The sequence below is a fragment of the Nocardia sp. Root136 genome (assembly GCF_001427185.1).
GTDB classification, from domain to species: Bacteria; Actinomycetota; Actinomycetes; order Mycobacteriales; family Mycobacteriaceae; genus Nocardia; species Nocardia salmonicida.
Genome location: NZ_LMFE01000010.1, coordinates 395,628 through 421,918, shown reverse-complemented (window position 1 = coordinate 421,918; position 26,291 = coordinate 395,628). Strand labels below are relative to the sequence as shown.

Sequence of the window (26,291 nt, the reverse complement as noted above, 5' to 3'; positions counted from 1 at the left end):
CCACCGATAGGCTTCCGCGTATGGCTGAGTTCATTTATCAGATGATCAAGGTTCGCAAAGCACACGGCGACAAAGTCATCCTCGACGACGTGTACTTGAACTTCCTTCCCGGCGCCAAGATCGGTGTGGTGGGGCCCAACGGCGCGGGTAAATCCAGCGTGCTGAAGATCATGGCGGGAATCGACCGGCCGAACAACGGTGAGGCGTTCCTCGGCGCGGGCGCCACGGTCGGCATCCTCATGCAGGAACCGGACCTGAACGAGGAGAAGACCGTCCGCGGCAACGTGGAGGAGGGCCTCGGCGAGGTCAAGGTCAAGCTGGATCGGTTCAACGAGATCGCTGAACTGATGGCCACCGACTACTCCGACGAGCTCATGGATGAGATGGGCAAGCTCCAGGAGTTCCTCGACCACGCCGACGCCTGGGATGTCGACTCCCAGCTCGAGCAGGCCATGGACGCGCTGCGCTGCCCGCCGCCGGACGAGCCGGTCACCAACCTCTCCGGTGGCGAGCGTCGCCGTGTCGCGCTGTGCAAGTTGCTGCTGAGCAAGCCCGATCTGCTGCTGCTCGACGAACCGACCAACCACCTCGACGCCGAGAGTGTGCTCTGGCTCGAGAAGCACCTCGCCGATTACCCGGGCGCCGTGCTGGCCGTCACCCACGACCGGTACTTCCTCGACAATGTCGCCGAGTGGATCCTGGAGCTGGACCGCGGTCGCGCGATCGGCTACGAGGGCAACTACTCCACCTACCTGGAGAAGAAGGCGCAGCGCCTCGAGGTCCAGGGCAAGAAGGACCAGAAGCTGCAGAAGCGCCTCAAGGACGAGCTGGCCTGGGTCCGCTCCGGCGCCAAGGCCCGTCAGGCCAAGAACAAGGCTCGACTGGGTCGGTACGAGGAGATGGCGGCCGAGGCCGAGCAGCACCGCAAGTTGGACTTCGAGGAGATCCAGATCCCCGCGGGTCCGCGACTGGGTGACATCGTGGTCAACGTCTCGCACCTGGACAAGGGCTACGGCGATCGTCAGCTCATCAAGGATCTGTCGTTCACGCTGCCGCGCAACGGCATCGTCGGCGTCATCGGACCCAACGGTGTCGGTAAGACGACGTTGTTCAAGACCATCGTCGGTCTCGAATCGCCCGACAGCGGTGAGGTGAAGGTCGGCGAGACGGTCAAGCTGAGCTATGTCGACCAGAACCGCGGAGGCATCGACCCGAAGAAGAACGTCTGGCAGGTTGTCTCCGACGGCCTGGACTTCATCCAGGTCGGCAACCAGGAGATGCCCTCGCGCGCCTACGTCAGCGCGTTCGGCTTCAAAGGACCGGATCAGCAGAAGCCGGCCGGTGTGCTCTCCGGTGGTGAGCGCAACCGCCTGAACTTGGCGCTGACTCTCAAGGAGGGCGGCAACTTGATCCTGCTCGACGAACCGACCAACGACCTCGACGTCGAAACCCTCGGTTCGCTCGAGAACGCGCTCGACCAGTTCCCCGGCTGCGCCGTCGTGATCTCCCACGACCGGTGGTTCCTCGATCGCACCTGCACCCACATCCTGGCGTGGGAAGGCGACAACGACAACGACGCCAAGTGGTACTGGTTCGAGGGCAACTTCGAAGCGTACGAGGCGAACAAGATCGAGCGTATGGGCGCCGAAGCCGCTCGCCCACACCGTGTTACGCACCGCAAGCTGACGCGCGACTGATTCTCGTGGCCCGCATGACGGCCCGGTGGAACGATCTGTGAACGGTCGCTCCGCCGGGCCGTCGGCGTTGTGCCGATCGGAGCCCCTGGCGTTCACCCAGCATTCCGCAAGTTACCGGCGCGGCAAGCCCGAATTCCCTGAGCAGGTTCGAGTAGCCGGAGCTAGTCTCGAAAATGCGTCACCTGAGTTGCGAACTCGAAGCGAACCACAATCCATGGGAGTGGGCTAAACGATGACGGTCTCGTCGGAAATCTCCAGCGCTGCGTGGGCTGCGGGGATGCCGCAGAGTTTGCGCGGCGATCTCGCGACTCTCGAGGAGGCGTATTTCCGACACGTCGACGCCGGTGACGTGGACTTCCCGATCCCCGGAATCACCCAGATCTTCCGGCACCACATGGAATTGGCCGCCGTTCGTCGCCCCGGCAAGGCCACGGTGCGAGTGCACCACCCCGACGACGGGACCGGGATGGGCGCGGCGGTACAGGTCGTCACCGACGACATGCCCCTGCTGGTGGAGTCGATCACCGCGGCGCTGGGCCGGATGCAGGTGAGTGTCTCCGAGGTGATCCACCCGATCTTCGAGGTCACCCGCGACGAGAACGGCCATCTCACCGGCGCCGCGGCGCACGAGGTGGACGGCCACGGCGCGACCGGGCTGACCGAATCGTGGATGCACCTGCAGCTGCACCCGTCGACGAGCAGGGCCCAGCTCGATCACATCGAACGCACCATGCCCGAGGTGATCGACGATGTCCGCCAGGTGATCGACGACACCGAAGCCATGGCCGCGGTGCAGAGCTCGCTCGCCGATGAGCTCGACCGTGCCGCCGCCGCGGGCTCCACGCCGTTCCCCGGCGTCGATGTGGCCGATTGCGCTCAGCTGCTGCGCTGGCTGGCCGCGGGCAACTTCACCCTGCTCGGTTATGCCCGCTATCAGCGCGGCGTCGAGGCAGGCCACACGGTGTCCACCTCGGTGCCCGGCGCGAGCCTGGGCGTCCTTCGCCCCGATGTCGGTACCGATTTCCAGGTGCCCATCAACGGTGAAGACCGCCCGCTGCTGCTGCTCACCCAGGGCCTGGTGCGCGCGACCGTGCACCGCTCGGTGTACCCGTACTTCGTCGGTGTCGCCGATATCGACGCCGCGGGCGTCGAGGTGGGTGTGCACCTGTTCATCGGGGTGTTCACCGTGAGCGCGGTGCACGAGAACGTACTCGACATCCCGGTGATCAACCGCCGGGTGCGCACGGCGATCGAGGGGGCGGGGTTCGACAAGGGTTCGTACTCCGGGCAGGCGATGCTCGAGGTGATCGAGTCCTTCCCGCGCACCGAACTGTTCTCCGCGGACACCGAGACCATGCGCCGCACCGCCGTCGCGGTGCTCGGCGTCGGATTGCGCAGGCAGGTCCGGCTTTTCCTGCGCAGCGACGCCTATGGCCGCTTCGTGGCCTGCATGGTGTACCTGCCGCGCGATCGCTACACCACCGCGGTGCGTCTGGAGATGCAGGAGATCCTGGTCGCCGAGCTCGGCGGTGTCGATATCGACTACTCGGCGCGGGTGAGCGAAAGCGAGCTCGCCAGTGTGTATTTCACGGTGATGCTGCCCGGCGAAGCCACCGGCGAGGCCGCCCCCGACACCTCCGAGGACAACCGGCTGCGCCTGCAGAACCTGCTCAACGCGGCCAGCCACACCTGGGACGACCGGATCGGTGACGCGGTCGCCTCCTCCACCGTGCTCGATCCCGCTGTGGTGAAACGGTATTCGGACGCACTGCCCGAAAGCTACAAGGAGGACTTCGCGCCCGCTCGCGCGCTGGCCGACATCGGTCGCCTCGAACAGCTCACCGACGGCGGCATCGACCAGTACCTGTACCGCAGGCCCGAAGCGGAGCCCGGTTCATGGCGGTTCAGCCTCTACATCGCCGGCTCCGGCGTATCGCTGAGCCAGGTGCTCCCGGTGCTGCAGAGCCTGGGCGTCGAGGTGGTCGACGAACGGCCCTACCAGCTCGAATGCGAGGGCGGCACCGAGCGCTGGATCTACGATTTCGGCCTGCAAGCCCGTCCCGAATTGGTGCGCAACGCACTCGGCGGCGACCTCGACGCCGCACTGCTCGAAGCGCCGAGTCAGGTCGACGCCTTGCGCACCCGGTTCACCGATGCCTTCGAAGCGGTCTGGTACGACCGGGCCGAAGCCGACGGTCTCAACGAACTCGTGCTGCGCGCGGGCCTGCCGTGGCGGTCGGTCGCGATCCTGCGTGCGTACGCGAAATACCTGCAGCAGGCCGGGTTCCCGTACTCGCAGGTCAATATCGCGCGGGTGCTGCTGGCTCATCCCGAGGTCGCACGCGATTTCGTCGACCTGTTCGCCGCTCGATTCGACCCGGAAACGGTTTCCGCCGACGCCGTCGTCGAGCTCGAGACACGGGTACGGGCCGGGATCGACGAAGTGGTCAGCATGGACGCCGACCGCATCCTGCGCGCCATGCTCGGGCTGATCAAGGCCACGCTGCGAACCAACAACTACGTCCTCGACGCCGAAGGTCGCCCGCGTGAATACCTGGCGCTGAAGGTGGAGCCGCGCGAGATCGTCGAATTGCCCAAGCCGCGACCGCAATTCGAGATCTTCGTGTACTCGCCCCGCGTCGAGGGCGTGCACCTGCGCTTCGGCTCGGTGGCGCGTGGCGGTCTGCGCTGGTCGGACCGGCTCGAAGACTTCCGCACCGAGATTCTCGGGCTGGTCAAGGCGCAGGCGGTGAAGAACGCGGTGATCGTGCCGGTCGGCGCCAAGGGTGGTTTCGTCGTGAAGCGTCCGCCCGCTCCGGTCGGTGACCCGGCCGTCGACCGCCAGGCGAGCATCGCCGAGGGCGTGGCCTGCTACCGCACCTTCATCTCCGGGTTGCTCGATGTCACCGACAATGTCGACCTGGCCACCGGCGCGGTGCTGCCGCCCGAGCGGGTGGTGCGCCGCGACGGCGACGACACCTACCTGGTGGTCGCCGCCGACAAGGGCACTGCCAGCTTCTCCGACATCGCCAACGATGTGGCCATGCGCTACGGCTTCTGGCTCGGCGACGCCTTCGCCTCCGGCGGCTCCGCGGGCTACGACCACAAGGCGATGGGCATCACCGCCAAGGGCGCGTGGGAAGCGGTCAAACGCCACTTCCGTGAGATGGACATCGACACCCAGAGCCAGGAATTCACCGTTGTCGGCGTCGGCGATATGAGCGGTGACGTATTCGGCAACGGCATGCTGCTCTCGCCGCACATCCGGCTGGTCGCCGCGTTCGACCACCGGCACATCTTCCTCGACCCGACCCCCGACGCCGCGAGTTCCTTCGCCGAACGTGAGCGGCTGTTCGCGCTGCCGCGATCCTCGTGGGCCGAGTACGACCGGAGCCTGATCAGCGAGGGCGGCGGCGTCTTCGATCGGACCGTGAAGTCGGTGCCGATCTCGCCGCAGGCGCGCACCGCGCTCGGCCTGCCCGACTCGGTGCAGACGCTCTCGCCGCCGGAGCTGGTGCGCGCGATTCTGCTCGCGCCGGTGCAGCTGCTGTGGAACGGCGGCATCGGGACCTATGTGAAGGCGAGCACCGAATCCAATGCCGAGGTGGGCGACAAGTCCAACGACGCGGTGCGGGTCAACGGAAACCAGTTGCGGGTCAAGGTGATCGGTGAGGGCGGCAACCTGGGCGCCACCGCGCTCGGCCGAATCGAGTTCTGCCGCGGCGGCGGCAAGATGAACACCGATGCCTTGGACAACTCGGCGGGCGTCGACTGCTCCGACCACGAGGTCAATATCAAGGTCCTGCTCGACGGCGTGGTCAGCGCCGGTGACCTCGCCGCCGCCGACCGTAATCCGCTGCTGGCCTCGATGACCGACGAGGTCGCCCGAATGGTGTTGCAGGACAACGTCGATCAGAACGTGCTGATCGGCATCGCACGCACCGACGCGCCCGGGATGCTCAATGTGCACGGCCGGGTGATCGCCGACCTCGAGCAGCGACGCGGCCTGGATCGGGAGCTCGAAGCGTTGCCGTCGAAGGCCGAACTGGCTCGCCGCGTCGAGGAGGGCGCCGGGCTCGCCTCACCCGAACTGGCCAACCTGCTCGCGCACGTGAAGCTCGGACTCAAGGCCGACCTGCTCGATACCGACATGCCCGACAGCACCTATTTCGCGAGCAAGCTGCCGCTGTACTTCCCGACACCGCTGCGTGAACAGTTCGGTGCGGCGATCAAGAAGCACCGGCTGCGTCGCGAGATCATCACCACGATGATCGTCAACGAGGTCGTCGACTACGGCGGCATCACCTACGCCCATCGGCTCAACGAAGAGGTCGGCGCCACCACCTCCGACACGGTGCGCGCGTTCGCCGCGGCCTCCGAGATCTTCCAGCTGCACGACGTGTGGTCGCGCATCCGCAGCGCCGACGCTCCGGCCGGGGTCTGTGACCTGCTGGAACTGGAATCCAAGCGGACGTTGGATCGGGCATCGCGCTGGCTGCTGAGCAACCGGCCACAGCCGATCGCGGTCGGCGCCGAGATCAACCGGTACCACCGCCGGGTGCAGAAGCTGGCGCCGCAGGTACCGGGGTGGTTGCGCGGGCATCACGTCACCTCGCTCACCCAGGGCTCCGCCGAGTTGATCGCCGATGGCGCACCGACCGACCTGGCCACCGAGGTGTTCGGGCTGCTCGGAATGTTCCCATTGCTCGACATCGTCGATATCGCCGATATCACCGATCGCGACGGTGCCGAGGTGGGCGCCCTGTACTACGCGCTCAACGACCATCTCAAGATCGACTGGCTGCTCGAGGCGGTGAGCCACCTCGAACGCGGCGACCGCTGGCATGCGCTGGCCCGGCTCGCTCTGCGCGACGACATGTACGGTTCGTTGCGCTCGCTCACCCTCGATGTGCTGTCCGCGGGTGACCCGGAGGAAACGCCGGACGAGAAAATTGCATACTGGGAGTCGAAGAACCAGTCCCGGCTGGGCCGTGCGCGCGCGGCACTGTCGGAATTGTTCGAGTCCGGGACCCACGACCTCGCCACACTGTCGGTTGCCGCGCGACAGGTGCGGAGCATGGTGAGCGGGGTGGGCGCCCAATCGGAGGTACCACGGTGACGAGTTCGCCGAACGGCAACATCGCCACGTCTGCACCGGATCTGGTGTTGCCGCAGCGTTTTCACGCGAAGGTCGAGATCCGCTGGTCGGATATGGATGTGTTCCAGCACGTCAACCACGCTCGGATGGTGACCTTGCTGGAAGAGGCGCGGATTCCGTGGCTGTTCGGTGACGACAAGCCGACGGCGTCGATGGGGCGGCAGGGCTGTGTGCTGGTCGACCTGCATGTGAAGTACCGCGGGCAGTTGCGTCACGAGGACACCCCGCTCGACATCGCCATGTGGGTCAAGCAATTGCGCGCGGTCGATTTCACCGTCGGCTACGAGGTGCGTGCCAACGGCGCGGCCCCCGATTCGCCGCCCGCGGTCCTCGCGACCACCCAGCTCGCCGCGTTCGACATCGACACCCAGCGGCTGCGTAGGCTCAGCGAGTCCGAACGCGACTACCTGTCACTGTGGCGGGCCTGATTTCGTGAGCTCCGAGCAGCGGGTGCTACACACGCCCGACCCGGCCGAACGCGAGAACCTGGCCACCTTCCTCACCCGCGCCATCCGCCTCGACCCGGCCGCTGTCGTCCGGTTGCGGCGGCGGGGATCCAGCCTCGTATCGGCCTGGGTGGCAACGGGGTTCGAGACTCTCGCGGTGCGCACGATCACCGCTGAACTCGGCGTCGACGATGTCACTGTCGGTGCGGACGCGGTCCTCGCCGGCCTGGGAACCGGCCACCCGATAGACCTCGGTTACTCGATGGATTCCGCCTGGCGTGGCGCCCTTCCGCCCACCGACGGCTTCACCCATGTCGACGACGTCCCGGCGCGCACCCTGGTCGAGCTGGCCGAGCGCGGCGCGGATGTGGCCCGCGAACACGGCGGTCCCAAGGGGCCGCCCGCCTCGCTGCTCGACCAGTCGGTTCTCACCGTCACCGGCCCCGAAGATATCGAGGTCCAGGTACCGATGCGCGTCGTCTTCGCGCTCACCGCGATGGATTTCATTCCGCACGCGGGGGAGAAGACGGAGTCGCGACGGATCCAGCCCTCGGAGCTGGTTCGGGTCCGTGCTACCCGCACCTGGTTGCGGTTGGATGCTCGGTACGGGTCCGTCGCGCGACGGCTGGGTGGGGGAATACCGTTGTCGCCCAGCTGAATGCGGCGGTCGGGGTCAGTGCACGCCGACCAGTCGCAGCAGGGCGGTTGTCGTGGCGGCGGCGAGCACCGTGACGAGCAGGGGAGCGCGCCGCCAGGCTAGGACTCCGCCGACGCCGACACCGGCGGGCAGGGCGATGCCGAGGTGGCCGGAGCCGGTCGGCAGCGTGGCTGTCGCGACCAGGGCGGCGAGCAGGATGAGGGCGCCGGTGTCCAGGAGATGGATTGTCCTGGGGGACAGTCGCAGTCGATGGCGCATCGCGGGGCCGGTCCATCGCAGGGCGTACGTTCCCACGGCCAGCGCCAGCATGGCGGGGAGCAGGTATGGCGCGTTCACGCCGTGACCGGCTCGGCGGTAGGCGTCGGCGGGCGCAGTGCGAAGACCAGCCCGCCCAAGGCGATCAGGACCGGAAGTCCGGCCGGTACGTACGGCGCGACCACCACCGCCAACCCCGCACCGACGAGCACCGGCCGCAACGTGGCTCGATCGCGCAGTGCGGGCAGGATCAACGCCAGCAGAATCACCGGGAACACCGCGTCCAGTCCGAGTGCCGAGGTATCGGGCACCAGCGAACCCAGCGCCGCACCGAGGGTCGCCCCGAGCGGCCAGCACAGCGCGACTCCGATCCCGCAGGCCCAGTACGCGGCGCGTTTACGTTCCTGATCGCCAGGCGCGGCGGCGAAGGCCACCGACTCGTCGTTGAGGACGTGGATGCCGAGCACCCGTTTCCAGCCGCGCCCGAATACCTCCGGCGCCGACAACCCGTACGGCAGGTGTCGCGCGTTGAGCAGCAGTCCGGCGACCACCGCCGCCAGCGGACTGCCCCCGGCCGCGATGATCCCGAAGAACAGCAGCTCCGACCCGCCTGCCAGCACCGTCACCGCCATCACGATCGGCATCCACATCGGGAACCCGGCCGCGATCGTCGACGCGCCGTAGGACACACCGAACAGGCCGACGGCAAAGCATGCCGCGGCTACGGCAGCCACGGTTCCCCGGTCGAGTGTTCGCCAGATCGAACGCATGTTGTTTATATTGAACGCACAAGGTGGGTAAAGTCAACGCGGTATCGCCAGCCCTCAGGAGGCGTAGATGGACCGGCAGGACCCTGTCGTCGGACCGCCCCAGGCGGTGATCGCCGCGGCGCTGCGCCGCGAACGCGCCCGCGCGGGCTTATCGCTGACCGAGGTCGCCAATCGGGCAGGCGTCGCGAAATCCACACTGTCCCAACTGGAATCGGGTACCGGCAATCCCAGCCTGGAAACCCTGTGGGCACTGTGCGTTGCCCTGGAGATGCCGTTCTCCCGGCTGCTCGACCCGCCTCGATCCAACGTCCAGGTGATCCGCGCCGACGAGGGTTCGCCGGTCCCGGCAGCCGACGCCGACTATCGGGTGACATTGCTCGCAGCAGGCCAGTCACTCACCCGCTGCGACGTCTATCGCATCGCGGCCGAACCCGGTCACACCCGGCGCTCGGAGCCGCACACTCCCGGCGTCGTGGAACACGTCGTGCTCGCGGCGGGGCGCGCCATGGCCGGCCCGGCCGACGAGCCCGTGGAAATGCGCCCCGGCGACTACATTCGCTACCTGGGTGATCTCCCACACATCTTCGAAGCCCTCGAACCAGGAACCTGGGCGACGATGGTCATCGAGAGCGCCTGAACTGCTCGAGCGCGGTGTGTCAGGCGGCTCCTTCGCCGAGGTACTGCAACCAGATCGGGTCCAGATCGGCGGTGGTGGACAGCAGCCGCCAGTGCGGGCCCTTGGGGGAGACCAGCGGGTGGCGCAGGTGCCAGCCCAGGTCGGCCAGCATCTTGTCGGCCTTGCGGTGATTGCAGGGGGCGCAGCTGGCGACGCAGTTCTCCCACGAGTGCTCGCCGCCGCGACTGCGGGGGATCACGTGGTCGATGGTCTCGGCTTTGCCGCCGCAATAACCGCATCGGTAGTGGTCGCGATGCATGAGCGCGGCGCGGGTCATCGGCACGCGGGCGCGGTAGGGCACCCGCACGTAGGTGCGCAGGCGGATGACGGACGGAATCGCTACTTCGGAGCCCGCGGAGTGCAGGACCGGGCCTTCGGGATCGTCGTGGACGGCGTCGGCCTTGGCGCAGATCAGCAGCACGACAGCGCGACGCGCGGACAGCGCGGTGAGCGGCTCGTAGGTGGCGTTGAGGAGGAGGACCCGGCGTTTGCGCCATGCGGCGGCGTCGTGGTCTCCGGCGAGATGCAGCGGCGCGGGGATATGCGGCAGGTCGTGAAGACCGTGTGCGCCCGGATGGTGATCGGACAGGATATGCAGCGGAACAGCCCCCGAGCCACGATTGTGGACGTCGGCGGGCTGGAGTTGTCGGTGCGTTCGCGCCTCGTGTGAACGGGCGCCCGGTCGCTGCTTCATCCTCTTGACCTCAATTTCATGATTGGCAGGATCATGTGGTATCTGGGGCCGATACTGCCCTCAGTTGACCATGGTTCCGGCGGTATTGCACGGCTATTTTTCAAACTTCCGGATGAACTGTGGTTGAAGGGCAGCGCGTTCGTGACCGTGGCGATCGGGGCACAATGGAACGCGTGACTTCCGGTGAGCAGACAACGACCTCCTTCTACGAAGCCGTGGGCGGCGCGGAGACGTTTCGCCGTCTGGTGTCGGTCTTCTATCGCGAGGTCGCGGCCGACGAGATCCTGCGTCCGTTGTACCCGGAGGAGGACCTCGGTCCGGCCGAGCGCCGGTTCCGGATGTTCCTCGAACAGTACTGGGGTGGTCCGCGCACCTACTCCGACGAGCGCGGACACCCGCGCCTGCGCATGCGCCACAACCCGTTCGTCATCGGGCCGCTCGAGCGCGACGCCTGGATGCGGTGCATGCGGATCGCCGTCGGTGAGATCGAACCGTCGATCCTGGACGACGAACACCGCAAGGCCCTGCTGGACTACTTCCAAATGGCCGCAGCCTCCCTGCAAAACGCCCCGATGTGACCCAGGGGCGTACACCGAGTCTCCCGCAGCCTCCCTGCAAAACGCCCCGATGTGACCTAGGGGCGTACAGCGAGTCTCCCGCAGCCTCCCCACAGAACGCCCCGATGTGACCAGGCGTACACCGACTTTCCGGCCTCGCCTGAGCCGACGGGTGCCCGCTGTTCGCTGATGACCGGGGGATAGCGGGCCGGTTTCGCGCTCATTCCGCCTTTTACCATGATGTTTCGTCATGGCGTGGCGAACGCTGGTGATTTGCCAGATTCGCAGAAAGTCTCGCCCCATATGAATATTGCGGGCGATCTTTGGCAATATTGCGGGTGTGACACAGACACCTGCCTCGCCGGTGCCGGGGGAAGCAAGCACCGCTCCGTGGTGGAAAACCGCCGTGTTCTATCAGGTCTATCCACGTTCGTTCGCCGACTCCGACGGTGACGGTGTCGGCGATCTGGGCGGTGTACGCGAGAAGATGGGGTACCTGGAGCTATTGGGCGTCGACGCGCTGTGGATCTGTCCGGTGATGCGGTCACCGCAGGCCGACGGCGGCTATGACGTCTCCGACCCGCGCGATATCGACCCGCTCTTCGGCGGTCTGGCCGCGCTGGACGAGTTGATCGCCGAGGCGCACGACCGCGAGATCAAAGTGACGATGGATCTGGTGCCCAACCACACCAGCGTCGAGCACGCGTGGTTCGCCGAGGCGCTGGAGGCGGTGCCGGGCAGCCCCGAACGCGCCCGATACATCTTCCGCGACGGTCGCGGCGAGAACGGGGACGAGCCACCCAACAACTGGCCCAGCATCTTCGGCGGCCCCGCCTGGACCAGGATCGTCGAGCCCGACGGCACCCCCGGGCAGTGGTACCTGCACATCTTCGCGCCCGAACAACCCGACCTGAACTGGGATAATCCCGAGGTCGCCGACGATTTCGAGAAGACCCTGCGCTTCTGGCTCGACCGTGGCGTCGACGGTTTCCGCCTCGATGTCGCGCACGGCATGGCCAAACCCGAGGGCTTGCCCGACATGGACAAGGTCGACACCAAGATGCTGGTGCACGACGACGACGATCCCCGTTTCAACAACCCCGGCGTACACGCCATCCATCGCCGCATCCGCACGGTCCTCGACGATTACCCGCACGCGGTGTCGATCGGTGAGGTGTGGGTCGACGACAACGTCCGCTTCGGCGAATACGTCCGCCCCGACGAGCTGCACCTGGCGTTCAACTTCCGCCTCGCCGAGACCCCCTTCACCGCGCAGGGCGTCCACGACGCGATCACGCACTCGCTCGAGGCCGTCGCCGACGCGGGCGCCCCACCCACCTGGACGCTGTCCAACCACGACATCGAACGCGAGGTGACCCGCTACGGCGGCGGCAACACCGGCGTCGCGCGGGCGCGGGCGATGATGATGGTCGAGCTCGCCCTGCCCGGTGCGGTGTTCATCTACAACGGCGCCGAACTGGCGCTGCCCAATGTCGACGATCTGCCCGACGAGGTCTTGCAGGACCCCGTGTGGGAGCGCACGGGCCACCAGGAACGCGGTCGTGACGGGTGCCGGGTCCCGATGCCGTGGGAGGGCGCGGCCGTGCCGTTCGGTTTCACCGAGGGCAAGCCGTGGCTGCCGATCCCCGCCGACTGGGCCGACCGCACCGTCGAAGCGCAATTGGAAACCCTGCACTCGACGCTGTCGCTGTACCGCCTGGCGATCGACCTGCGCGCCACCCGGCCGGAGTTCGCGGGCCAGCGGATCGAGTGGTACGGCAGTCCCGACGGCTGTCTCGCGTTCCGCCGTCCGGGCGGGCTGATCTGCGTGCTCAACGCCTCCGATGGCCCGATCCAGCTGCCGCCGGGGGAGGTGCTGCTGTCGAGCGCACCGGTCGCCGACGATCGGTTGCCACCGAATGCGGCGGCCTGGTTGGTGTAGCCGCGCCGGACACGCGGTGCGGGAACTGCCAGCCGGAGGATGAACTACTACACAGCATCGTCTACCGTTGGAGCGTGAGCATTCTCGAGACAGTGCTGATCTTCGTCGGCATCCCGGCCGTGATCTACTTCGCGATCGCGGGTTTGTCCTTTCTCGGTAAGCCATTCCCCGGTGAGAAGCCGGCCCACTTCGCACTCGGGCAGAAGTGGACCCACCGGCCGGTGCTGTGGAGTGCTACCGAAGAGGTGACCGCCGCGGCGGGGCACCACACCGCCGAGCCGCATGGCGATCATGCGGCTCTCGAAACCGCGCATGCGGAGCTGATCGGAGGCCGGGCAAGTGGCAAGTTCTAATTGGCCCGCGGTGGTCGAGGCCGACCTGCCGCACGGGTTCGCCCTGACCAGTAGCGGCCGTGTGTCCGGCGTGCACGAGCCGGGCACCGTGTTCGACGAGGTGCCGTTCACCGATCGTGAGCGCATCTCCCTCGACAACGCGCTCACCGAGGCGACCCGCGCCACCAAGGTCCGCTTCAACATCTACCTCGGCGACCTCGGTTCCGATCCGGCGGCCGGTGCCGACGCGATCCTGCCGAACACCCCGGAGTCGGCCGATTCGGTGCTCATCGCCGTGTCTCCGAACCAGGGCGCGATCGAGGTCCGCTCCGGTGCGAACGTGACCGAGCGCGCCAACGACCGCATCTGCCAGCTCGGCGTCACCGCCGCCCTGGCCTCGTTCCGTCAGGGCAACCTGATCGACGGTCTGATCTCGGCCACCCGCGTGATGGCCGCCGCGATCGGCCGCTAGTTCGTTTCTCCACCGTCCGGCGCGTTCACCTCCTGGTGAACGCGCCGTTCGTGTCTGCGGCGTAGGAGACCTGCACGCCGCTGAATCCGAGATTGCCCGGCTGCGAACCGTTTTCGCGCCGATGACATTCGTGACGAAGGAATAGGATTCCTGATCGTCGTGTTCTAACCGCTGAAATTGATTTAGCAAGTTAGGACGTGACGGGTATGCGGCGTGAGCATCTCGCGTGGGCAGGACTGGCGGCGATGACCGTTTCATTCGGCCTGAACTTCACCATGGGCGTGTTCTTCGCCCCCACCGCCGCCGCGTACGGCGTTTCGGCGACTGCGCTGGCCGTGGCCGCGGCGTTGAGCACCGCGGTCACCGGCCTGGTCCAACAGGGCATCGGCCGGTTGCTCGACCTGCTCGGTCCCGAACGCGTGCTGATCGGCGGGCTCACCTTGATCTCGAGCAGCTACGTGGTGCTGGCCTCGGTCACCCAGACCTGGCAGTTCGTCGCGGCCTACATGGTGCTCGGCGGATTGGGCTTCGCGGCCTCGTCGACCCTCACCGTGACCACCCTGCTCGGGCGCGCACACGGTGCGCAGGTCGGCCCGGCCATGGCACGGGCCGCGATCGGCATCAACCTGGGCCAGCTGATCACGCCGTGGGCGGCGACCGCGCTGTTCGACCCGATCGGTGTGCGCGCCACCTTCGCGCTGCTCGGAACGATCGGCCTGGCCGCCACCGCCGTGCTGTGGCTGCTGCTGCCCGCCGGTCAGCGGGTGAGCACCGGCGCGGGCGTCGGAGAATCGCTGGCCGACCGGTGGAAAGTGCTGGTGTCCTTCGGTTTCCACGCGGCGACCATGTACGTGGTCGTCTTGATGCTGCCGAAACACGCGGTGGAACAAGGCTGGTCGGTGGCCGGTGCGGGCAGGCTCGTGGCGTCGGCCGCGCTGGCGGCCGGGCTGACCTCGGCCGCGATGGTGCGGCTGTTGCGGCACTACCCACCGGAATCACTACTACGGGTGCTGTATTCGGTGCGCCTGGCCGCCTTGCTGCCCGCGGTGTTCGTGCCGGGGACGCGGGTGCTGGTCGTGGTCGCCGTGCTGTTCGGCATCGCCTCGTTCCCGGTCGTCCCGCTGACCATGGCGATCCTGTCGCGTGGTCTCGACCCCGCTCGGATGGGCCGCACACTGGCGCCCGCCTGGGTGATCCACCAGCTCGCCGCCGCCTCCGGGCTCGGCGTGGCCACCGTCGTGCACGCCCTCACCGACAGCTATCGCGGCTATTTCGCCCTCGGCCTGGTGTTCACCGTCGTCGCCGTCGGACTGATCACCCCGGTTCGCCGTCGCGAACCGGTCACCGTCTGAATCCCCCGACCGAGCGTGCCGGAGATCCCGGGCTCGGCGCGAGTATCACCCCCACAGAAAGAGATCCACGATGAACCAGATCAGCCACCGCACCGTCGAGATCCAGGGCCACTCGGTCTTCTACCGCGAGGCAGGCGACTCGAACAAGCCGACTCTGCTTCTGCTGCACGGCTTCCCGTCCAGCTCGGCCATGTTCCGCAACCTGATCCCCGCACTGGCCGACGACTATCATGTGATCGCGCCCGATCATCTCGGCTTCGGCCAGTCGGCCATGCCGTCGGTCGACGAATTCGATTACAGCTTCGACGCACTCACCGCGATCTCCCTGGAACTGCTCGACACCCTCGGCGTCGACCGATTCGCGATCTACATCCAGGACTACGGTGCCCCCATCGGCCTGCGCATCGCTTCGCGTCACCCCGAGCGGATCACCGCGATCATCACCCAGAGCGGCAACGCCTACCTCGAAGGGTTCACTCCGTTCTGGGAGGTACTGTTCGCGCACGCGAACGACCGCGTCACCCACGAGCCCCAGGTGCGCGAGCTGCTCGAGCTCGACGCGACGAAATGGCAGTACACGCACGGTGTTCCGGCCGACCGGCTCGCGCTGGTGAGCCCGGATGCGTGGACCCTCGATCAGGCCTACCTCGACCGCCCGGGCAACAAGGAGATCCAGCTGGAACTGTTCTTCGACTACAAGAACAACCTCGACGGTTACCCCGCCTTCCAGAAGTACTTCGCCGAGCACCGGCCGCCGACGCTCATCGCCTGGGGTTCCCACGACGAGATCTTCGGCGCCGATGGCGCCCGGGCGTATCTGCGCGACCTGCCCGATGCTGAACTGCACCTGCTCGACGCAGGTCACTTCGCGCTGGAGACGCACGGACCCGAGATCGCCGCGCTGATCCGCGACTTCCTCGGCCGGGTTCTGAGCTGAGTCCGGTGGACGGCTGGGCTCCTGGGGCGCCCAGCCGTCCGGATGGCATCGAGTAACCTGGTCGGCGGTTTATCGGCCACGTCATGGGCCGTCGGCGTATCGGGGGAAACTTGCACACACGTATTGCTCGGGTGATCGCGGCGGGGTGCCTCGCGCTGTTCGCATCGGCCTGCGCCCAGGACAGTCGGCCAGCCGAATTCGCCTCGGCCGCACCACTTTCCGTGTTCTACAACCCCGGTGCGGAATCGATTCCGGGACAGCGCGGTTCGGTGATCCGCGCGCAGTCGCTCACCGGTCCGCAGGCGGTGCCCGGCGCCCGCAACTACCTCACGTTGTACCGGTCGCTGGACGCGCAGGAGAAGCCCGTCGCGGTGTCGGGGACGCTCGCGGTGCCGGAAGGGGATGCGCCCGAGGGTGGTTGGCCGCTCATTTCCTGGGGGCCCGGTAGTACCGGAGTCGCCGATGTCTGCGCGGCCTCGCGCTCGGAAGGATCGTCCCCGAGCCGGGACGAACAGGCTCGCTGGGTAGCCAAGGGGTACGCGGTCGCCAGGACCGACTACCAGGGCTTGGGTACACCGGGCGGTCACGGGTACATGATCGGCGAAACCGAGCAGCGCGCGATGGCCGATATCGCTACGGCGGCAAGGGGTGTCGACAAATCCGTCGGCTCGCGCTGGGTGGCGATGGGGCATTCGCAGGGTGGCCACGCGGCCCTGTTCGCCGCCGTCGACGCCGCGGGGTGGACGCCGAACACACCCCTGCTCGGCGCCATCGCGCTGGCGCCCGCCTCGCACCTCGGCGACCAGGTACGCATGGCGAAGTGGGCGGCGTCGAATCCACTGGGCAAGCTCGGTACCGGCGATGTGTCGGTGTACCTGCCGCTGCTGGTGCGCGGCGCCCAGACGGTGACCGATGTGGACCCCGCCCGGTTCCTCACCGGCCGTGCGCAGTCCCTGCTGCCGGTCGCCGACTCCGAATGCACCGGCGGGCTGCGCGACAAGGACAAGTGGGGCGGCCTGTCGCCGAAGGATGTGTTCACCGCCGACGGCGATGTCTCCGGGCTGTTGCGAGTACTCGACGACAACGACCCGAGCGGGCTGCGATTCACCGTCCCGGTTCTCGTGCTCCAGGGCCGTTCCGACCTCACCGTCCCGCTGCAAGCGACCGACGCGATGGTCGCCGAGCAACAGGGGCGGGGCGAGTCGGTCGACTACCGCAAATACGACGACGTCGACCACAGCGAGATCGTCGCCGCGTCCTTCGCTGACGCGCTCGGCTGGGCAGACACCCGCTTCGGCATCACCCGTTGAGTTTTGGAGCGCTGGCGCGCTCGAGCGGGGCCCTTCGGGCCCCTGATCTTCCCTCCCTCCGGGTACTCCTTCGTCGCACCCTCCACTCAGTCCAGATCAGGGCGGGCCCCTTGTTCCTTCGGTGTTCCTTCGGTTACGCCCAGAGCAGAAGAGCCGGGTGTTTCGGGCGCGGCATCCTTACGCTCGGAGTATGGGCGAGCACAGCGGGTTGCGGGTGATTCCAGGCGGACGCGGCGAACAGCAGTCGCGGCCGGAACCACTCTGGCGTGAGGCGCTGGGTGAACGGCTGCGCGCGCTGCGCCTGGAACAGCGCTCCACCCTTGTCGATACGGCGGGGCGCGCGGGCATCTCGCCGCAGTACCTCTCCGAGGTCGAGCGCGGTCGCAAGGAGCCGTCGAGCGAGATGATCGCGGCCCTGGCCGGCGCCCTCGGTACCTCACTGGGGGATCTAGTCGCGCAGGTAGCCGAATCCATGCGCAGGCACGCCCTCGTGCCGACGCGCGCGGTCGTGCTGGGCGGGCAACGCCAGATCGCCCCCTCGAGCTCCGCTCCTATCGCGCCGGCCCCGAACGCCGTCCTGCTCGCGGCCTGATCCACCTGACTCGCCGGCCGATCAACCGGCCTTCGCGCTCGGGCGATGTTCGCGTGACGCCCTGGCGATCAGCTGTCCACCGACGTGCTCGTCCGGGCGGCGGCGATCTGGCTGCGGAGTAGATCGACGATCGCGCTCACGGGGAGCTCGGGGTCGATCGCGCGTTGCACGCCGAGGCCGATACCGAGCGAGAGTAGTTGCAGCGCGGCGTCTTCCGCGGGAAGTGGGAGTTCGAGGCCGAGTTGATCGGCCTGTGTCTGGATCACGGAGGCGAGCATCGCCGTCAGGGTGCGTCGGCGATCGGCGAGCTCGGTGCGGATCTCGGGCATGTGCCGGGTGCTCGTCGCGAACTCGACTTCCAGCGCGGTCCAGCCGACATCACCGATGTTCTCGTCGGCCCACCGCGCGAAACCTTCGATCCGCTCGGCCATGTTGTCGTGCGGCAGCATCGCGTCCACGAGCGACTGCGCCCGCTCAACGTGGACGACGTCGATCACGGCCAGGCCCAATTCGTGCTTGGTCGCGAAGTTGGAGTACACCGCGCCCTTGGAGAACCCGGCCTCGGTGGCCACTTTCTCCAGCGGGGTCACGTTGTAGCCGTCGGCCATGAACAGTCGCTTGGCGGTCTCGACCAGTCGTTCACGCGTGAGAGCGTGCGACTCCTTGCGCGTCATCCTGGCCATGTGCAGGAGTTTAGCAAGATGGACTACCGCTGGAATTCGAATACCGTTAGTATTCGAAATATGACAACACGACGTGGCTTAGCGATCGGCTGCGGTGGCCTCCTCGGCTTCGCCTGGACCGCCGTAGCCCTCGACGCCGTCGAACGCGCGCTGAACTGGGACACCCGCACCGCCGATGTCCTGATCGGCACCTCCGCGGGAGCGGAACTCGTGGCGGTGCTCGGCTCCGGGCGCACCCCCGCCGACCTGCTCGCCGCCCTCGACGCGGCTCCCGACGCCGACCCGATCCTGGCCGCGCACGTCGCCGTCGACCCCGGCAAAATGCCCCCGCTCCCCGGGCTCGGATTCCCCGGCCTCGGTCTGGTCGGCGCCGGTCTGCGCGTTCGTTCGTCCTACACCGCGCTGGCCGGACTTCTGCCGCGCGGCCGCGGTGACGCCGGATGGTTGCGTTCCTTCGGTCAGGCGCTGAGTGGGCCGAGCGGCTGGGTGAGTCACCCCGCGACCTGGGTGGTCGGCGCCGACGCGGCAACGGGCGCGCGAGTCGCCTTCGGTGCGAACGAAGCGGCCGATGGCATCGTGACGGACGGGACATCGGGCGCTGCCGGTGCGGAGCCGGTCGAACTGGGTGACGCGATCGCCGCGTCCTGGGCCATCCCCGGGTGGTTTCCCCCGGTGCGGATCGGCGGCAACGACTACGTCGACGGTGGTTCGGTGTCGTCGGTGTCGGCCGATCTGCTGGTGCCGCTGGAACTCGACGAGGTGGTGGTCATCGCCCCGATGACGTCCGAGGGTGGCGCACCGGCCACCGGCCTGGACCGGGTCGAACGCCTGCTCCGCACGCAGATGACCCGCGGCCTCGACCGAGAAGTGGCCCTGCTGCGCGCCGCGGGCACCCGGGTGATCCGCGTCGAACCCGGCCCGGAAGAACTCGCCGCCATGGGCCCGAACTTCATGGATTCGGCCCGCCGCCCGGCCACCCTCGCCGCTGCCCGTCGCGCTATGGAAACCCGAGTCGCCGATGCGCTGCGCGGTTCCGCGGGCCGACTCGCGTGAATCACCCTCTCGCGAAGCGCCTTCCGAGAGCTCTCGGAAGCGGTCGACGACCACGCAGCGCGTTCCCGACTCGGGGTCGGGTCGGCCGACGCCGTCGCTGCGTCGGTCCCTCGTGTCAGGTAATCGGTTCCGTATCTACTCGCGCCGTGATCGGCGCGCCGCTCGTTTCGTTCGAAGGAGAAATCGTATGAGCCGCCACCACGAGGTCGTTGTGATCGGAGCGGGAGTGTCCGGCATCTGTGCCGCGATCAAGTTGATCGAGGCCGGGGTCGAGGACGTGGTGATCGTCGAGAAGGCCGACACCTTCGGCGGCACCTGGCGGGCCAACACCTATCCCGGCTGCGCGTGCGATGTTCCGTCCGGCCTGTACTCGTTCTCCTTCGCGCCGAACAGCGAGTGGTCGCGGCTGTTCGCGACCCAACCCGAGATCCTCGACTATGTCGACCGGGTGGCGCGCGAGCACGGGCTGGCCGAGCACACCCGCTTCGGCGTGACGGTCGAGGGTTCGCGGTTCGACGATGCCGCGCAGCTGTGGCGGCTGGAAACCAGCGAAGGCCCGCTGAGCGCCCGTTTCGTCGTCTCGGCCGCTGGTCCGTGGAACGAACCACGCCTGCCCGAGATTCCGGGTCTGGCCGAATTCCCCGGCGAGGTCTTCCATTCCGCGCGCTGGAACCACGATTACGACCTGCGTGGCAAGCGGGTCGCGGTGGTCGGGTCCGGCGCGTCCGCGGTGCAGTTCGTGCCCGCGATCCAGCCCGAGGTCGCCGAACTGCACCTGTTCCAGCGCACCGCGCAGTGGGTGCTGCCGAAACTCGATCACCGCGTACCCGGCTTCGAGAAGAAGGTGATGCGCCGATTCCCGTTCGCGCACAAGGCCTTGCGCTCGACCGAGTACGCCCTGATGGAAGGTCTCGGGGTGGCGTTCCGGCATCCGCGACCGCTGATGCAGACCGTGCAGGCCGTGGGTTCGGCGTATCTGCGTGCCGTGGTGCGTGATCCAGCACTGCGGGCGAAGCTGCGGCCGGACTATCTGCTCGGCTGCAAGCGAATCCTGTTCTCCAACAGCTATCTCCAGTCGCTGACCAAGAGCAACGTCGACGTGCACGCCACCGGGGTCGCCGAATTCCGTGGCAACACCGTGGTCGGTGTCGACGGCACCACCGCCGAGGTCGACGCCGTCATCCTCGGTACCGGCTTCCACATCCTCGACACCCCCCTGGCCGACATCGTCCGCAGCGCCGACGGCCGCACGCTGGCCGAGCATTGGCAGGGCTCGCCCGAGGCCTACCTCGGCACCGTCACCACCGGTTTCCCCAACGCGTTCACCGTGCTCGGCCCCAGCCTCGGCACCGGCCACTCCTCGGCGTTCGCCATCCTCGAAGCCCAGGTCGCCTTCCTCGTCTCGGCGATCGAGAGCGCCCGGCGCGAAGGCTGGGCGGGGCTGGATGTGCGTCCCGAAGTGCAGGCGCGCTACGTCGATCAGGTGCAAGCCGCGCTGGCGAGCACCGTCTACAACGCGGGCGGCTGCCACAGCTATTACATGGATGCCAACGGCCGCAACAGTTTCAGCTGGCCATGGTCGACCGGTGAGCTCACCACCCGTGTCAGTGCGTTCGACCCCGCAGACTTCACCATCACCGACGTGACGGTGCCCGCGTGAGCGCTTCCATCGCGCGCACCTCGAGCGACCCACGGTGCGCGACCCGTAGACCGACCACCCGACGAGAGGCCACACCATGAGCTACCCACGGATCGATCTCGCGGGCGCGACGATCGCGATCACCGGCGCCGCCCGTGGCATCGGGCTGGCCACCGCCGCGGCATTCGTCGAGGCGGGCGCCTATGTCGCGCTCGGTGACCTCGACGAGGCGATGGCCGTGCAGGCCGCCGCCGAACTCGGCGACCACGCGATGGGCCACGGGCTCGACGTCACCGACAAGGCTTCCTACGCGGCGTTTCTCGACGCGACCACCCGGTGGCACGGCCCGCTGGACGTGCTGGTGAACAATGCCGGCGTGATGCCGAACGGCCCGTTCCTGGAGCAGTCCGACCGGATCGACCAGCTCACGATGGACGTCAACGTCTATGGCGTCATCCACGGCATGCGGCTGGCCCTGCCCGGGATGGTCGAACGCGGCTACGGCCACGTCGTGAACGTCGCCTCGCTGGCGGGCAAGTTCCCGCTCAAGGGCCTCGCGGTGTACAACGCCAGCAAGTACGCGGTGGTCGGCCTGACCGCCGCCACCCGGCTGGAAATGGATGCCACCGGCGTCAGCGTGAGTGCGGTCCTGCCGTCGGCGGTGCGGACCGAACTCAGTTCCGGCATCGACTACGGCATCTTGCCTGCCGTCGATCCCGAGGACATCGCCGCCGCGGTTGTCCGCACCGTCAGGACTCGGGCAGCCGAGACCGCGGTGCCCGGCTATGTGGGACTGATGGCGAACGCGTCCGGTTTGGTGCCGGAGAGGGTATTGCGGGCATTCCGCAAGATGGCCCACGACGACGCCGCGATCAACGGCGTCGACGACAGTGTCCGTCGGGTCTACCTGGACCGCATCGAAAAGCAGTGAGCGGCAGGTGAACACGTCTCGGGTGTCTGGTGCTCGAACCGGAACTGCCACGCTGGACTGTCACCGGGTCGGACCTAAGGGTAGGTGACAGTCCAGCGTGTCCCCGAGCGGGATCATTCCCGCTCGTGCAGGACCTGGTCGACCAGACCGTATTCGAGCGCGGTCTCGGCGGTGAAGACCCGGTCCCGGTCGGTATCGCGGCGCAGGGTTTCCGGGGTCTGGCCGGTGTGCTTGGACAGGATCGCCTCGATCGCCGCGCGCATCCGGACGATCTCGTCGGCCTGCAGGATCAGGTCGGGAATGGTGCCCTGGCCGCGAGTCGCCGGTTGGTGCAACACGATTCGAGTGTGCGGGAGCATCGCGCGGTGGCCGGGCGCGCCGCCGGCGAGCAGGACGGCACCGACGGCGATCGCCTGGCCGACACAGGTGGTGTGCACCGGCGCCTTGATGAATCGCATGGTGTCGTACACGGCGAGCATGGCGGACAGGTCGCCGCCTTCGCAGTTGATGTAGAGGCTGATCGCCTGGCCGGGGCTGTCGGATTCCAGGTGCAGCAGCTGGGCGATGAGCGCGTTGGCGACACCGGAGTCGATGGGGGTGCCCAGGTAGACGATGCGTTCGCTGAGCAGATGCGAGTAGATGTCGGTGATCCGCTCACCGCCGCCGCGATGCTGCGACACGACATTGGGAATCGTGTAGGTCATGAGCTCGCCTTCCTGACGATGGTGTTTCGGGGGCCGGCTCTCATGCGGTGATCCCGATGCGGTGGCGGTTCGGGACGACCTGGTCGAAGGATTCGACGATGTGGTCGATGAACCCGTACTCGAGTGCCTGGGGCGCGGTGAACCAGCGGTCGTGCAGCGAGTCCTCGTAGATGCGGTCGAAGGGTTGGCCGGTGTCGGCGGCGATGAGGCCGAGCACCGTGTCGACGGTGTGGCGCAGATCGTCGGCCTGCACCTCCACCTCCACCGCGCTGCCGCCGATTCCCGCCGACCCCTGGTGCATGAGGACGCGGGCGTGGGGCAGGGCGTAGCGCTTACCCGGTGTGCCGGAGGAGAGCAGGAATTGTCCTGCGCTGCATGCCAATCCGAGAGCCAGCGTCGAGACCTCGCAGGGAACGAGTCGCATCACGTCACGGATCGCCAGCATCGAGGGCACCGAACCGCCGGGGGAGTGGATCCACAGCGATATTCCAGCCTCCGGGGATTGTGCTGCGAGGGTGAGCAATTGGGTGATGAGGAGGGTGCCGTTGTCGTCGTCGAGAGGGCCGTCGAGGACGAGGATTCGGCGGCCGAACAGTTGCTCGCGGGCTCGCCAGCTGAACATCGGGGTCTTGTCGTCGTGTGCCATGAGTCCACGGTGCCTCGCGCCCACCCCCGCGCGCCGCCGTTGCTGCCCCCAGCAGATCTGCCCACAGCAGCAAGATCGTCCAGCGCACGCGCGGTTCTCGGGAAGGCTCCGGACAGGGCAAGTGCCCGGTGCGGCAACATCGCGCACCGGGCCCTTCGGTCGAACTACTTGGCGTCGAATTCCCGTGCGCGCAGGGAACGTTCGATGCCCGCTCGGCCCTCGGAGACGAGGCGGTACAGGGCGGGCGGGTGGTCGCCTGCCAGGAACTCGTCGGCCTTGGTGACCGCTTCCTCGGTGATCGCCCAGTGCGGGTACAGGCCGATCACGACGGTCTGCGCGACCTCGCTCGAGCGGCGGTCCCACACCGCGGGGATCTCGGCGAAGTACTTGTCCACGTACGGCGCGAGCACGTCACCCTGACCGGCGGGGGCGAACCCGCCGACGATGGCGCGGGCGGTGATATTGGGCACCGAGTCGTCGCCCATCACCGTGTCCCACGCCTGTGCCTTGACCTCGGCGATCGGGCGCGCGGTGGCCGCGGTGGCCGCCTGACGCTTGCCCGCCGCGGTCGGATCGCCCTGCAGTTCGGCGTCGATGGTCGGGGAGGCCGGACCGTCCGCGTCGATCCGACCCGCCGCGGCCAGCGCGGTGATGACGCGCCAGCGCAGGTCGGTGTCGACGGTGAGACCGGGCAGACCGGCCGCCGCCGGGTCGGCGTCGAGCAGCTGCGTCAGCACCTCGGTGTGGCGCGTTTCCAGCTTCGCTCCGGTCAATGCGTTGACGAAGGCGAGCTGATGATCCGAACCCGCCTCGGCGCCGCGGGCCAGCTCGAGCAGCCGGTCGGCGTATGCCGCCCAGCCCTCCTGGTCGGCCCACGCCGGGTCGGCGTAGCTCGAGATGGCGGTGTTGGCCTGCATGAGCAGCCGCTGCACCACTCCGATCTCGGATTCGGAGCCGATTCCGCGCTGCACGAGCGCGACGAAATCGCGGGCCTTCATCTCGGCCTGCCGGGTCATCTCCCAGGCCGCCGACCAAGCCAGCGTGCGCGGCAGCGAATCGGCGATGTCACCGACGCGCTGCACGACCACGTCGAGCGAGTCGGGGTCGAGGCGCAGCGAGCAGTAGGTGAGGTCGTCGTCGTTGACCAGCACCAGCGCACCGCGCGGCACGCCGACGAGCTCGGGCACCTCGGTGCGCCCGGCGGCGTCGAGATCGAGTTCGACTCGCTTGGTACGCACCAGCTTGCCGTCGACATCGTCGTAGATACCCACGGCGATCCGGTGCACGCGGTACTCGCCCGCGCCCGGCGCGGCGCCTTCCTGCACGACCGCGAAGCTCGAGAACGTGCCATCGGCCGCGACGACGAAATCGGGGCGAAGGATGTTGAGCCCGGTGGTCTTGAGCCACTGCGTGCCCCAGTCCGACAGGTCACGCCCCGACGCCTTCTCCAGCGCCGCGAGCAGATCGTCGAAAGTGGCGTTGCCGTAGGCATGATCGGCGAAGTAGTCGCGCAGACCGGCCAGGAACGGCTGCAGCCCCACGTAGGCGACCAGCTGCTTGAGCACCGAAGCGCCCTTGGCATAGGTGATGCCGTCGAAGTTCACCTCCACCGCGTGCAGGTCGGGGATGTCGGCGGCGATCGGGTGGGTCGAGGGCAGCTGGTCCTGGCGGTAGGCCCAGGACTTCTCCACATTCGCGAATGTGGTCCAGGCGCTGGTGTATTCGGTGGCCTCGGCCTGGCACAGCACCGAGGCGAAGGTCGCGAACGACTCGTTCAGCCACAGGTCGTCCCACCACTTCATGGTGACCAGGTCGCCGAACCACATGTGCGCCATCTCGTGCAGCACGGTCTCGGCGCGACGCTCGTAGGACGCGCGGGTCACCTTGGACCGGAACACGTAGTCCTCGAGGTAGGTGACGGCGCCCGCGTTCTCCATCGCGCCCGCGTTGAACTCCGGCACGAACAGCTGGTCGTACTTGCCGAAGGCATACGGCACGCCGAAGTTGTTGTGGTAGAACTCGAAACCCTGCTTGGTCTCGGTGAACAGCCGCTCGGCGTCCATGTGGTCGGCCAGCGAGGCGCGGCAGTACAGGCCGAGCGGGATCTCGCCGCTCGCGTCGGTGAAGGTGTCGGACCACTTCGCGTACGGGCCCGCGATCAGGGCGACCAGGTAGGTGCTCATCCGCGGGGTGGTGGCGAAGGTGTGGCGGACGACCGCGCCGATCTCGTGCTGCTCGATATCGGCGCCGTTGGAGATGACGGCCCAGTCCGCGGGCGCGGTGGCGACGATGTCGAAGGTGGCCTTGAGATCGGGCTGATCGAAGCAGGCGAACATCCGCTTGGCGTCAGCGGTCTCGAACTGCGAGTACAGGTACACCTTGTCGTCGGTCGGATCGACGAACCGGTGCAGGCCCTCACCGGTGTGCGAGTACTCGCAATCGGCCTCGACGACCAGCTCGTTGTTCTCGGCCAGCCCCGGCAACGCGATGCCGGTCGACTCGTCATAGGCGCTCACATCGAGCGCGACCCCGTTGAGCGCCGCCGACCGCACTCGCTGCGCCACCAGATCGATGTAGGTGCTCGCGCCAGGGGTGGCGGTGAAGCTGACAGTGGTCTTCGATCCGAAGGTGTCCGACACCTCGGACCCCGCTCCGCGCGGCTGATCGGTGAGGTCGAGTTCGATCCGGTAGTTCTGCACGGCCACCACGGCCGCGCGTTCGACCGCCTGGTCGCGGGTGAGATTCGGGGCGGACATTGATCTCCTTCGTCGTCGACGAACACGGCAC

Annotated in this window: 23 protein-coding genes; 16 read left to right on the top strand and 7 right to left on the bottom strand. The window is 67.7% G+C overall.

Annotation, left to right across the window (positions count from 1 at the left end; genetic code table 11):
* The first annotated feature begins 20 nt into the window (after nt 1–20).
* From ettA to ASD42_RS26880, 4 genes are all read left to right on the top strand, one after another.
* A complete protein-coding gene (gene ettA / locus ASD42_RS26895; protein ID WP_056821564.1) occupies nt 21–1,697 on the top strand; it encodes an energy-dependent translational throttle protein EttA in 1,677 nt (558 codons plus the stop codon).
* A gap of 232 nt (nt 1,698–1,929) precedes the next feature.
* Complete coding sequence (locus ASD42_RS26890) at nt 1,930–6,816, top strand: NAD-glutamate dehydrogenase (RefSeq protein ID WP_056821562.1); 4,887 nt, start codon at nt 1,930–1,932, stop codon at nt 6,814–6,816.
* Between the two features lie 92 nt (nt 6,817–6,908).
* Nucleotides 6,909–7,283 carry an acyl-CoA thioesterase gene (locus tag ASD42_RS26885; RefSeq protein WP_235569853.1) on the top strand — a complete coding sequence of 125 codons (375 nt, stop codon included), beginning with the start codon at nt 6,909–6,911 and terminating at the stop codon, nt 7,281–7,283.
* 4 nt (nt 7,284–7,287) lie between these two features.
* Complete coding sequence (locus tag ASD42_RS26880) at nt 7,288–7,959, top strand: hypothetical protein (RefSeq protein ID WP_056821561.1); 672 nt, start codon at nt 7,288–7,290, stop codon at nt 7,957–7,959.
* A 15-nt stretch (nt 7,960–7,974) separates the two neighbouring features.
* Here the strand turns inward: ASD42_RS26880 and ASD42_RS26875 are convergent, their stop codons facing one another.
* Nucleotides 7,975–8,295 carry an AzlD domain-containing protein gene (locus tag ASD42_RS26875; RefSeq protein ID WP_056821560.1) on the bottom strand — a complete coding sequence of 107 codons (321 nt, stop codon included), beginning with the start codon at nt 8,293–8,295 and terminating at the stop codon, nt 7,975–7,977.
* Nucleotides 8,292–8,984 (bottom strand): AzlC family ABC transporter permease, encoded by a 693-nt coding sequence (locus ASD42_RS26870; RefSeq protein WP_056821559.1) that lies wholly within the window; start codon nt 8,982–8,984, stop codon nt 8,292–8,294. Before ASD42_RS26870 ends, ASD42_RS26875 begins: the two co-directional genes overlap by 4 nt.
* Before the next feature lie 67 nt (nt 8,985–9,051).
* Here ASD42_RS26870 and ASD42_RS26865 point away from each other — a divergent pair, with 67 nt between their 5' ends.
* Nucleotides 9,052–9,621: a helix-turn-helix domain-containing protein gene (locus tag ASD42_RS26865; protein WP_056821558.1), complete on the top strand. Its 570-nt coding sequence runs from the start codon at nt 9,052–9,054 to the stop codon at nt 9,619–9,621.
* 19 nt (nt 9,622–9,640) lie between these two features.
* Here the strand turns inward: ASD42_RS26865 and ASD42_RS26860 are convergent, their stop codons facing one another.
* Nucleotides 9,641–10,354 (bottom strand): HNH endonuclease, encoded by a 714-nt coding sequence (locus ASD42_RS26860; RefSeq protein WP_235569835.1) that lies wholly within the window; start codon nt 10,352–10,354, stop codon nt 9,641–9,643.
* Between the two features lie 164 nt (nt 10,355–10,518).
* Here ASD42_RS26860 and ASD42_RS26855 point away from each other — a divergent pair, with 164 nt between their 5' ends.
* The 8 genes from ASD42_RS26855 to ASD42_RS26820 all read left to right on the top strand — a co-directional run bounded on the left by ASD42_RS26855 (nt 10,519) and on the right by ASD42_RS26820 (nt 17,848).
* Nucleotides 10,519–10,932 carry a globin gene (locus tag ASD42_RS26855; RefSeq protein ID WP_056821556.1) on the top strand — a complete coding sequence of 138 codons (414 nt, stop codon included), beginning with the start codon at nt 10,519–10,521 and terminating at the stop codon, nt 10,930–10,932.
* 319 nt (nt 10,933–11,251) lie between these two features.
* Entirely contained in the window at nt 11,252–12,853 is a 1,602-nt protein-coding gene (locus ASD42_RS26850) for a glycoside hydrolase family 13 protein (protein ID WP_056821555.1), read from the top strand.
* A 74-nt stretch (nt 12,854–12,927) separates the two neighbouring features.
* Nucleotides 12,928–13,206: an aa3-type cytochrome oxidase subunit CtaJ gene (gene ctaJ / locus ASD42_RS26845; RefSeq protein ID WP_056821554.1), complete on the top strand. Its 279-nt coding sequence runs from the start codon at nt 12,928–12,930 to the stop codon at nt 13,204–13,206.
* Nucleotides 13,193–13,657 (top strand): DUF5130 domain-containing protein, encoded by a 465-nt coding sequence (locus ASD42_RS26840; RefSeq protein WP_056821553.1) that lies wholly within the window; start codon nt 13,193–13,195, stop codon nt 13,655–13,657. The genes ctaJ and ASD42_RS26840 overlap by 14 nt, the downstream gene beginning before the upstream one ends.
* A 245-nt stretch (nt 13,658–13,902) precedes the next feature.
* The gene (locus tag ASD42_RS26835; protein WP_162256237.1) at nt 13,903–15,009 is read left to right on the top strand and encodes an MFS transporter; all 1,107 of its coding nucleotides are present in this window, start codon (nt 13,903–13,905) and stop codon (nt 15,007–15,009) included.
* A gap of 70 nt (nt 15,010–15,079) precedes the next feature.
* Nucleotides 15,080–15,946: an alpha/beta fold hydrolase gene (locus tag ASD42_RS26830; RefSeq protein WP_056821551.1), complete on the top strand. Its 867-nt coding sequence runs from the start codon at nt 15,080–15,082 to the stop codon at nt 15,944–15,946.
* A gap of 110 nt (nt 15,947–16,056) precedes the next feature.
* Entirely contained in the window at nt 16,057–17,256 is a 1,200-nt protein-coding gene (locus tag ASD42_RS26825; RefSeq protein ID WP_162256236.1) for an alpha/beta hydrolase family protein, read from the top strand.
* A 190-nt stretch (nt 17,257–17,446) separates the two neighbouring features.
* Nucleotides 17,447–17,848 (top strand): helix-turn-helix domain-containing protein, encoded by a 402-nt coding sequence (locus ASD42_RS26820; protein ID WP_056821548.1) that lies wholly within the window; start codon nt 17,447–17,449, stop codon nt 17,846–17,848.
* 68 nt (nt 17,849–17,916) lie between these two features.
* Here the strand turns inward: ASD42_RS26820 and ASD42_RS26815 are convergent, their stop codons facing one another.
* A complete protein-coding gene (locus tag ASD42_RS26815; protein ID WP_056821547.1) occupies nt 17,917–18,531 on the bottom strand; it encodes a TetR/AcrR family transcriptional regulator in 615 nt (204 codons plus the stop codon).
* Nucleotides 18,532–18,591: 60 nt separating this feature from the next.
* On the opposite strand from ASD42_RS26815, the gene ASD42_RS26810 reads away from it, so the two are divergent.
* The 3 genes from ASD42_RS26810 (at nt 18,592) to ASD42_RS26800 (ending at nt 22,154) form a co-directional block, all read left to right on the top strand.
* A complete protein-coding gene (locus ASD42_RS26810; RefSeq protein WP_056821546.1) occupies nt 18,592–19,584 on the top strand; it encodes a patatin-like phospholipase family protein in 993 nt (330 codons plus the stop codon).
* A gap of 187 nt (nt 19,585–19,771) precedes the next feature.
* Nucleotides 19,772–21,244, top strand: a complete 1,473-nt coding sequence (locus tag ASD42_RS26805) for a flavin-containing monooxygenase (protein WP_056821544.1) — start codon at nt 19,772–19,774, stop codon at nt 21,242–21,244.
* A gap of 76 nt (nt 21,245–21,320) precedes the next feature.
* Nucleotides 21,321–22,154, top strand: coding sequence for an SDR family oxidoreductase (locus ASD42_RS26800; protein ID WP_056821543.1), 834 nt, complete (start codon nt 21,321–21,323; stop codon nt 22,152–22,154).
* Nucleotides 22,155–22,267: 113 nt separating this feature from the next.
* On the opposite strand, the gene ASD42_RS26795 is transcribed toward ASD42_RS26800, so the two are convergent.
* The 3 genes from ASD42_RS26795 to pepN form a co-directional block, all read right to left on the bottom strand.
* A complete protein-coding gene (locus tag ASD42_RS26795) occupies nt 22,268–22,858 on the bottom strand; it encodes a ClpP family protease (protein WP_056821542.1) in 591 nt (196 codons plus the stop codon).
* Nucleotides 22,859–22,898: 40 nt separating this feature from the next.
* Nucleotides 22,899–23,504, bottom strand: a complete 606-nt coding sequence (locus ASD42_RS26790; RefSeq protein ID WP_056821541.1) for a ClpP family protease — start codon at nt 23,502–23,504, stop codon at nt 22,899–22,901.
* A 164-nt stretch (nt 23,505–23,668) separates the two neighbouring features.
* Nucleotides 23,669–26,260: an aminopeptidase N gene (gene pepN / locus ASD42_RS26785; RefSeq protein WP_056821540.1), complete on the bottom strand. Its 2,592-nt coding sequence runs from the start codon at nt 26,258–26,260 to the stop codon at nt 23,669–23,671.
* Between the last annotated feature and the right edge of the window lie 31 nt (nt 26,261–26,291).

Excerpts from the sequence above, each read along its gene's own strand:
- ASD42_RS26795 (WP_056821542.1), bottom strand. The coding sequence starts at position 22,858 with ATGACCTACACGATTCCCAATGTCGTGTCGCAGCATCGCGGCGGCGGT.
- ASD42_RS26805 (WP_056821544.1), top strand. The coding sequence starts at position 19,772 with ATGAGCCGCCACCACGAGGTCGTTGTGATCGGAGCGGGAGTGTCCGGC.
- ASD42_RS26790 (WP_056821541.1), bottom strand. The coding sequence starts at position 23,504 with ATGGCACACGACGACAAGACCCCGATGTTCAGCTGGCGAGCCCGCGAG.
- ASD42_RS26885 (WP_235569853.1), top strand. The coding sequence starts at position 6,909 with ATGGATGTGTTCCAGCACGTCAACCACGCTCGGATGGTGACCTTGCTG.
- ASD42_RS26815 (WP_056821547.1), bottom strand. The coding sequence starts at position 18,531 with ATGGCCAGGATGACGCGCAAGGAGTCGCACGCTCTCACGCGTGAACGA.
- ASD42_RS26800 (WP_056821543.1), top strand. The coding sequence starts at position 21,321 with ATGAGCTACCCACGGATCGATCTCGCGGGCGCGACGATCGCGATCACC.
- ASD42_RS26865 (WP_056821558.1), top strand. The coding sequence starts at position 9,052 with ATGGACCGGCAGGACCCTGTCGTCGGACCGCCCCAGGCGGTGATCGCC.
- ASD42_RS26860 (WP_235569835.1), bottom strand. The coding sequence starts at position 10,354 with ATGAAGCAGCGACCGGGCGCCCGTTCACACGAGGCGCGAACGCACCGA.
- ASD42_RS26890 (WP_056821562.1), top strand. The coding sequence starts at position 1,930 with ATGACGGTCTCGTCGGAAATCTCCAGCGCTGCGTGGGCTGCGGGGATG.
- pepN (WP_056821540.1), bottom strand. The coding sequence starts at position 26,260 with ATGTCCGCCCCGAATCTCACCCGCGACCAGGCGGTCGAACGCGCGGCC.
- ASD42_RS26830 (WP_056821551.1), top strand. The coding sequence starts at position 15,080 with ATGAACCAGATCAGCCACCGCACCGTCGAGATCCAGGGCCACTCGGTC.
- ASD42_RS26810 (WP_056821546.1), top strand. The coding sequence starts at position 18,592 with ATGACAACACGACGTGGCTTAGCGATCGGCTGCGGTGGCCTCCTCGGC.
- ASD42_RS26820 (WP_056821548.1), top strand. The coding sequence starts at position 17,447 with ATGGGCGAGCACAGCGGGTTGCGGGTGATTCCAGGCGGACGCGGCGAA.
- ASD42_RS26855 (WP_056821556.1), top strand. The coding sequence starts at position 10,519 with ATGGAACGCGTGACTTCCGGTGAGCAGACAACGACCTCCTTCTACGAA.
- ASD42_RS26870 (WP_056821559.1), bottom strand. The coding sequence starts at position 8,984 with ATGCGTTCGATCTGGCGAACACTCGACCGGGGAACCGTGGCTGCCGTA.
- ASD42_RS26835 (WP_162256237.1), top strand. The coding sequence starts at position 13,903 with ATGACCGTTTCATTCGGCCTGAACTTCACCATGGGCGTGTTCTTCGCC.
- ettA (WP_056821564.1), top strand. The coding sequence starts at position 21 with ATGGCTGAGTTCATTTATCAGATGATCAAGGTTCGCAAAGCACACGGC.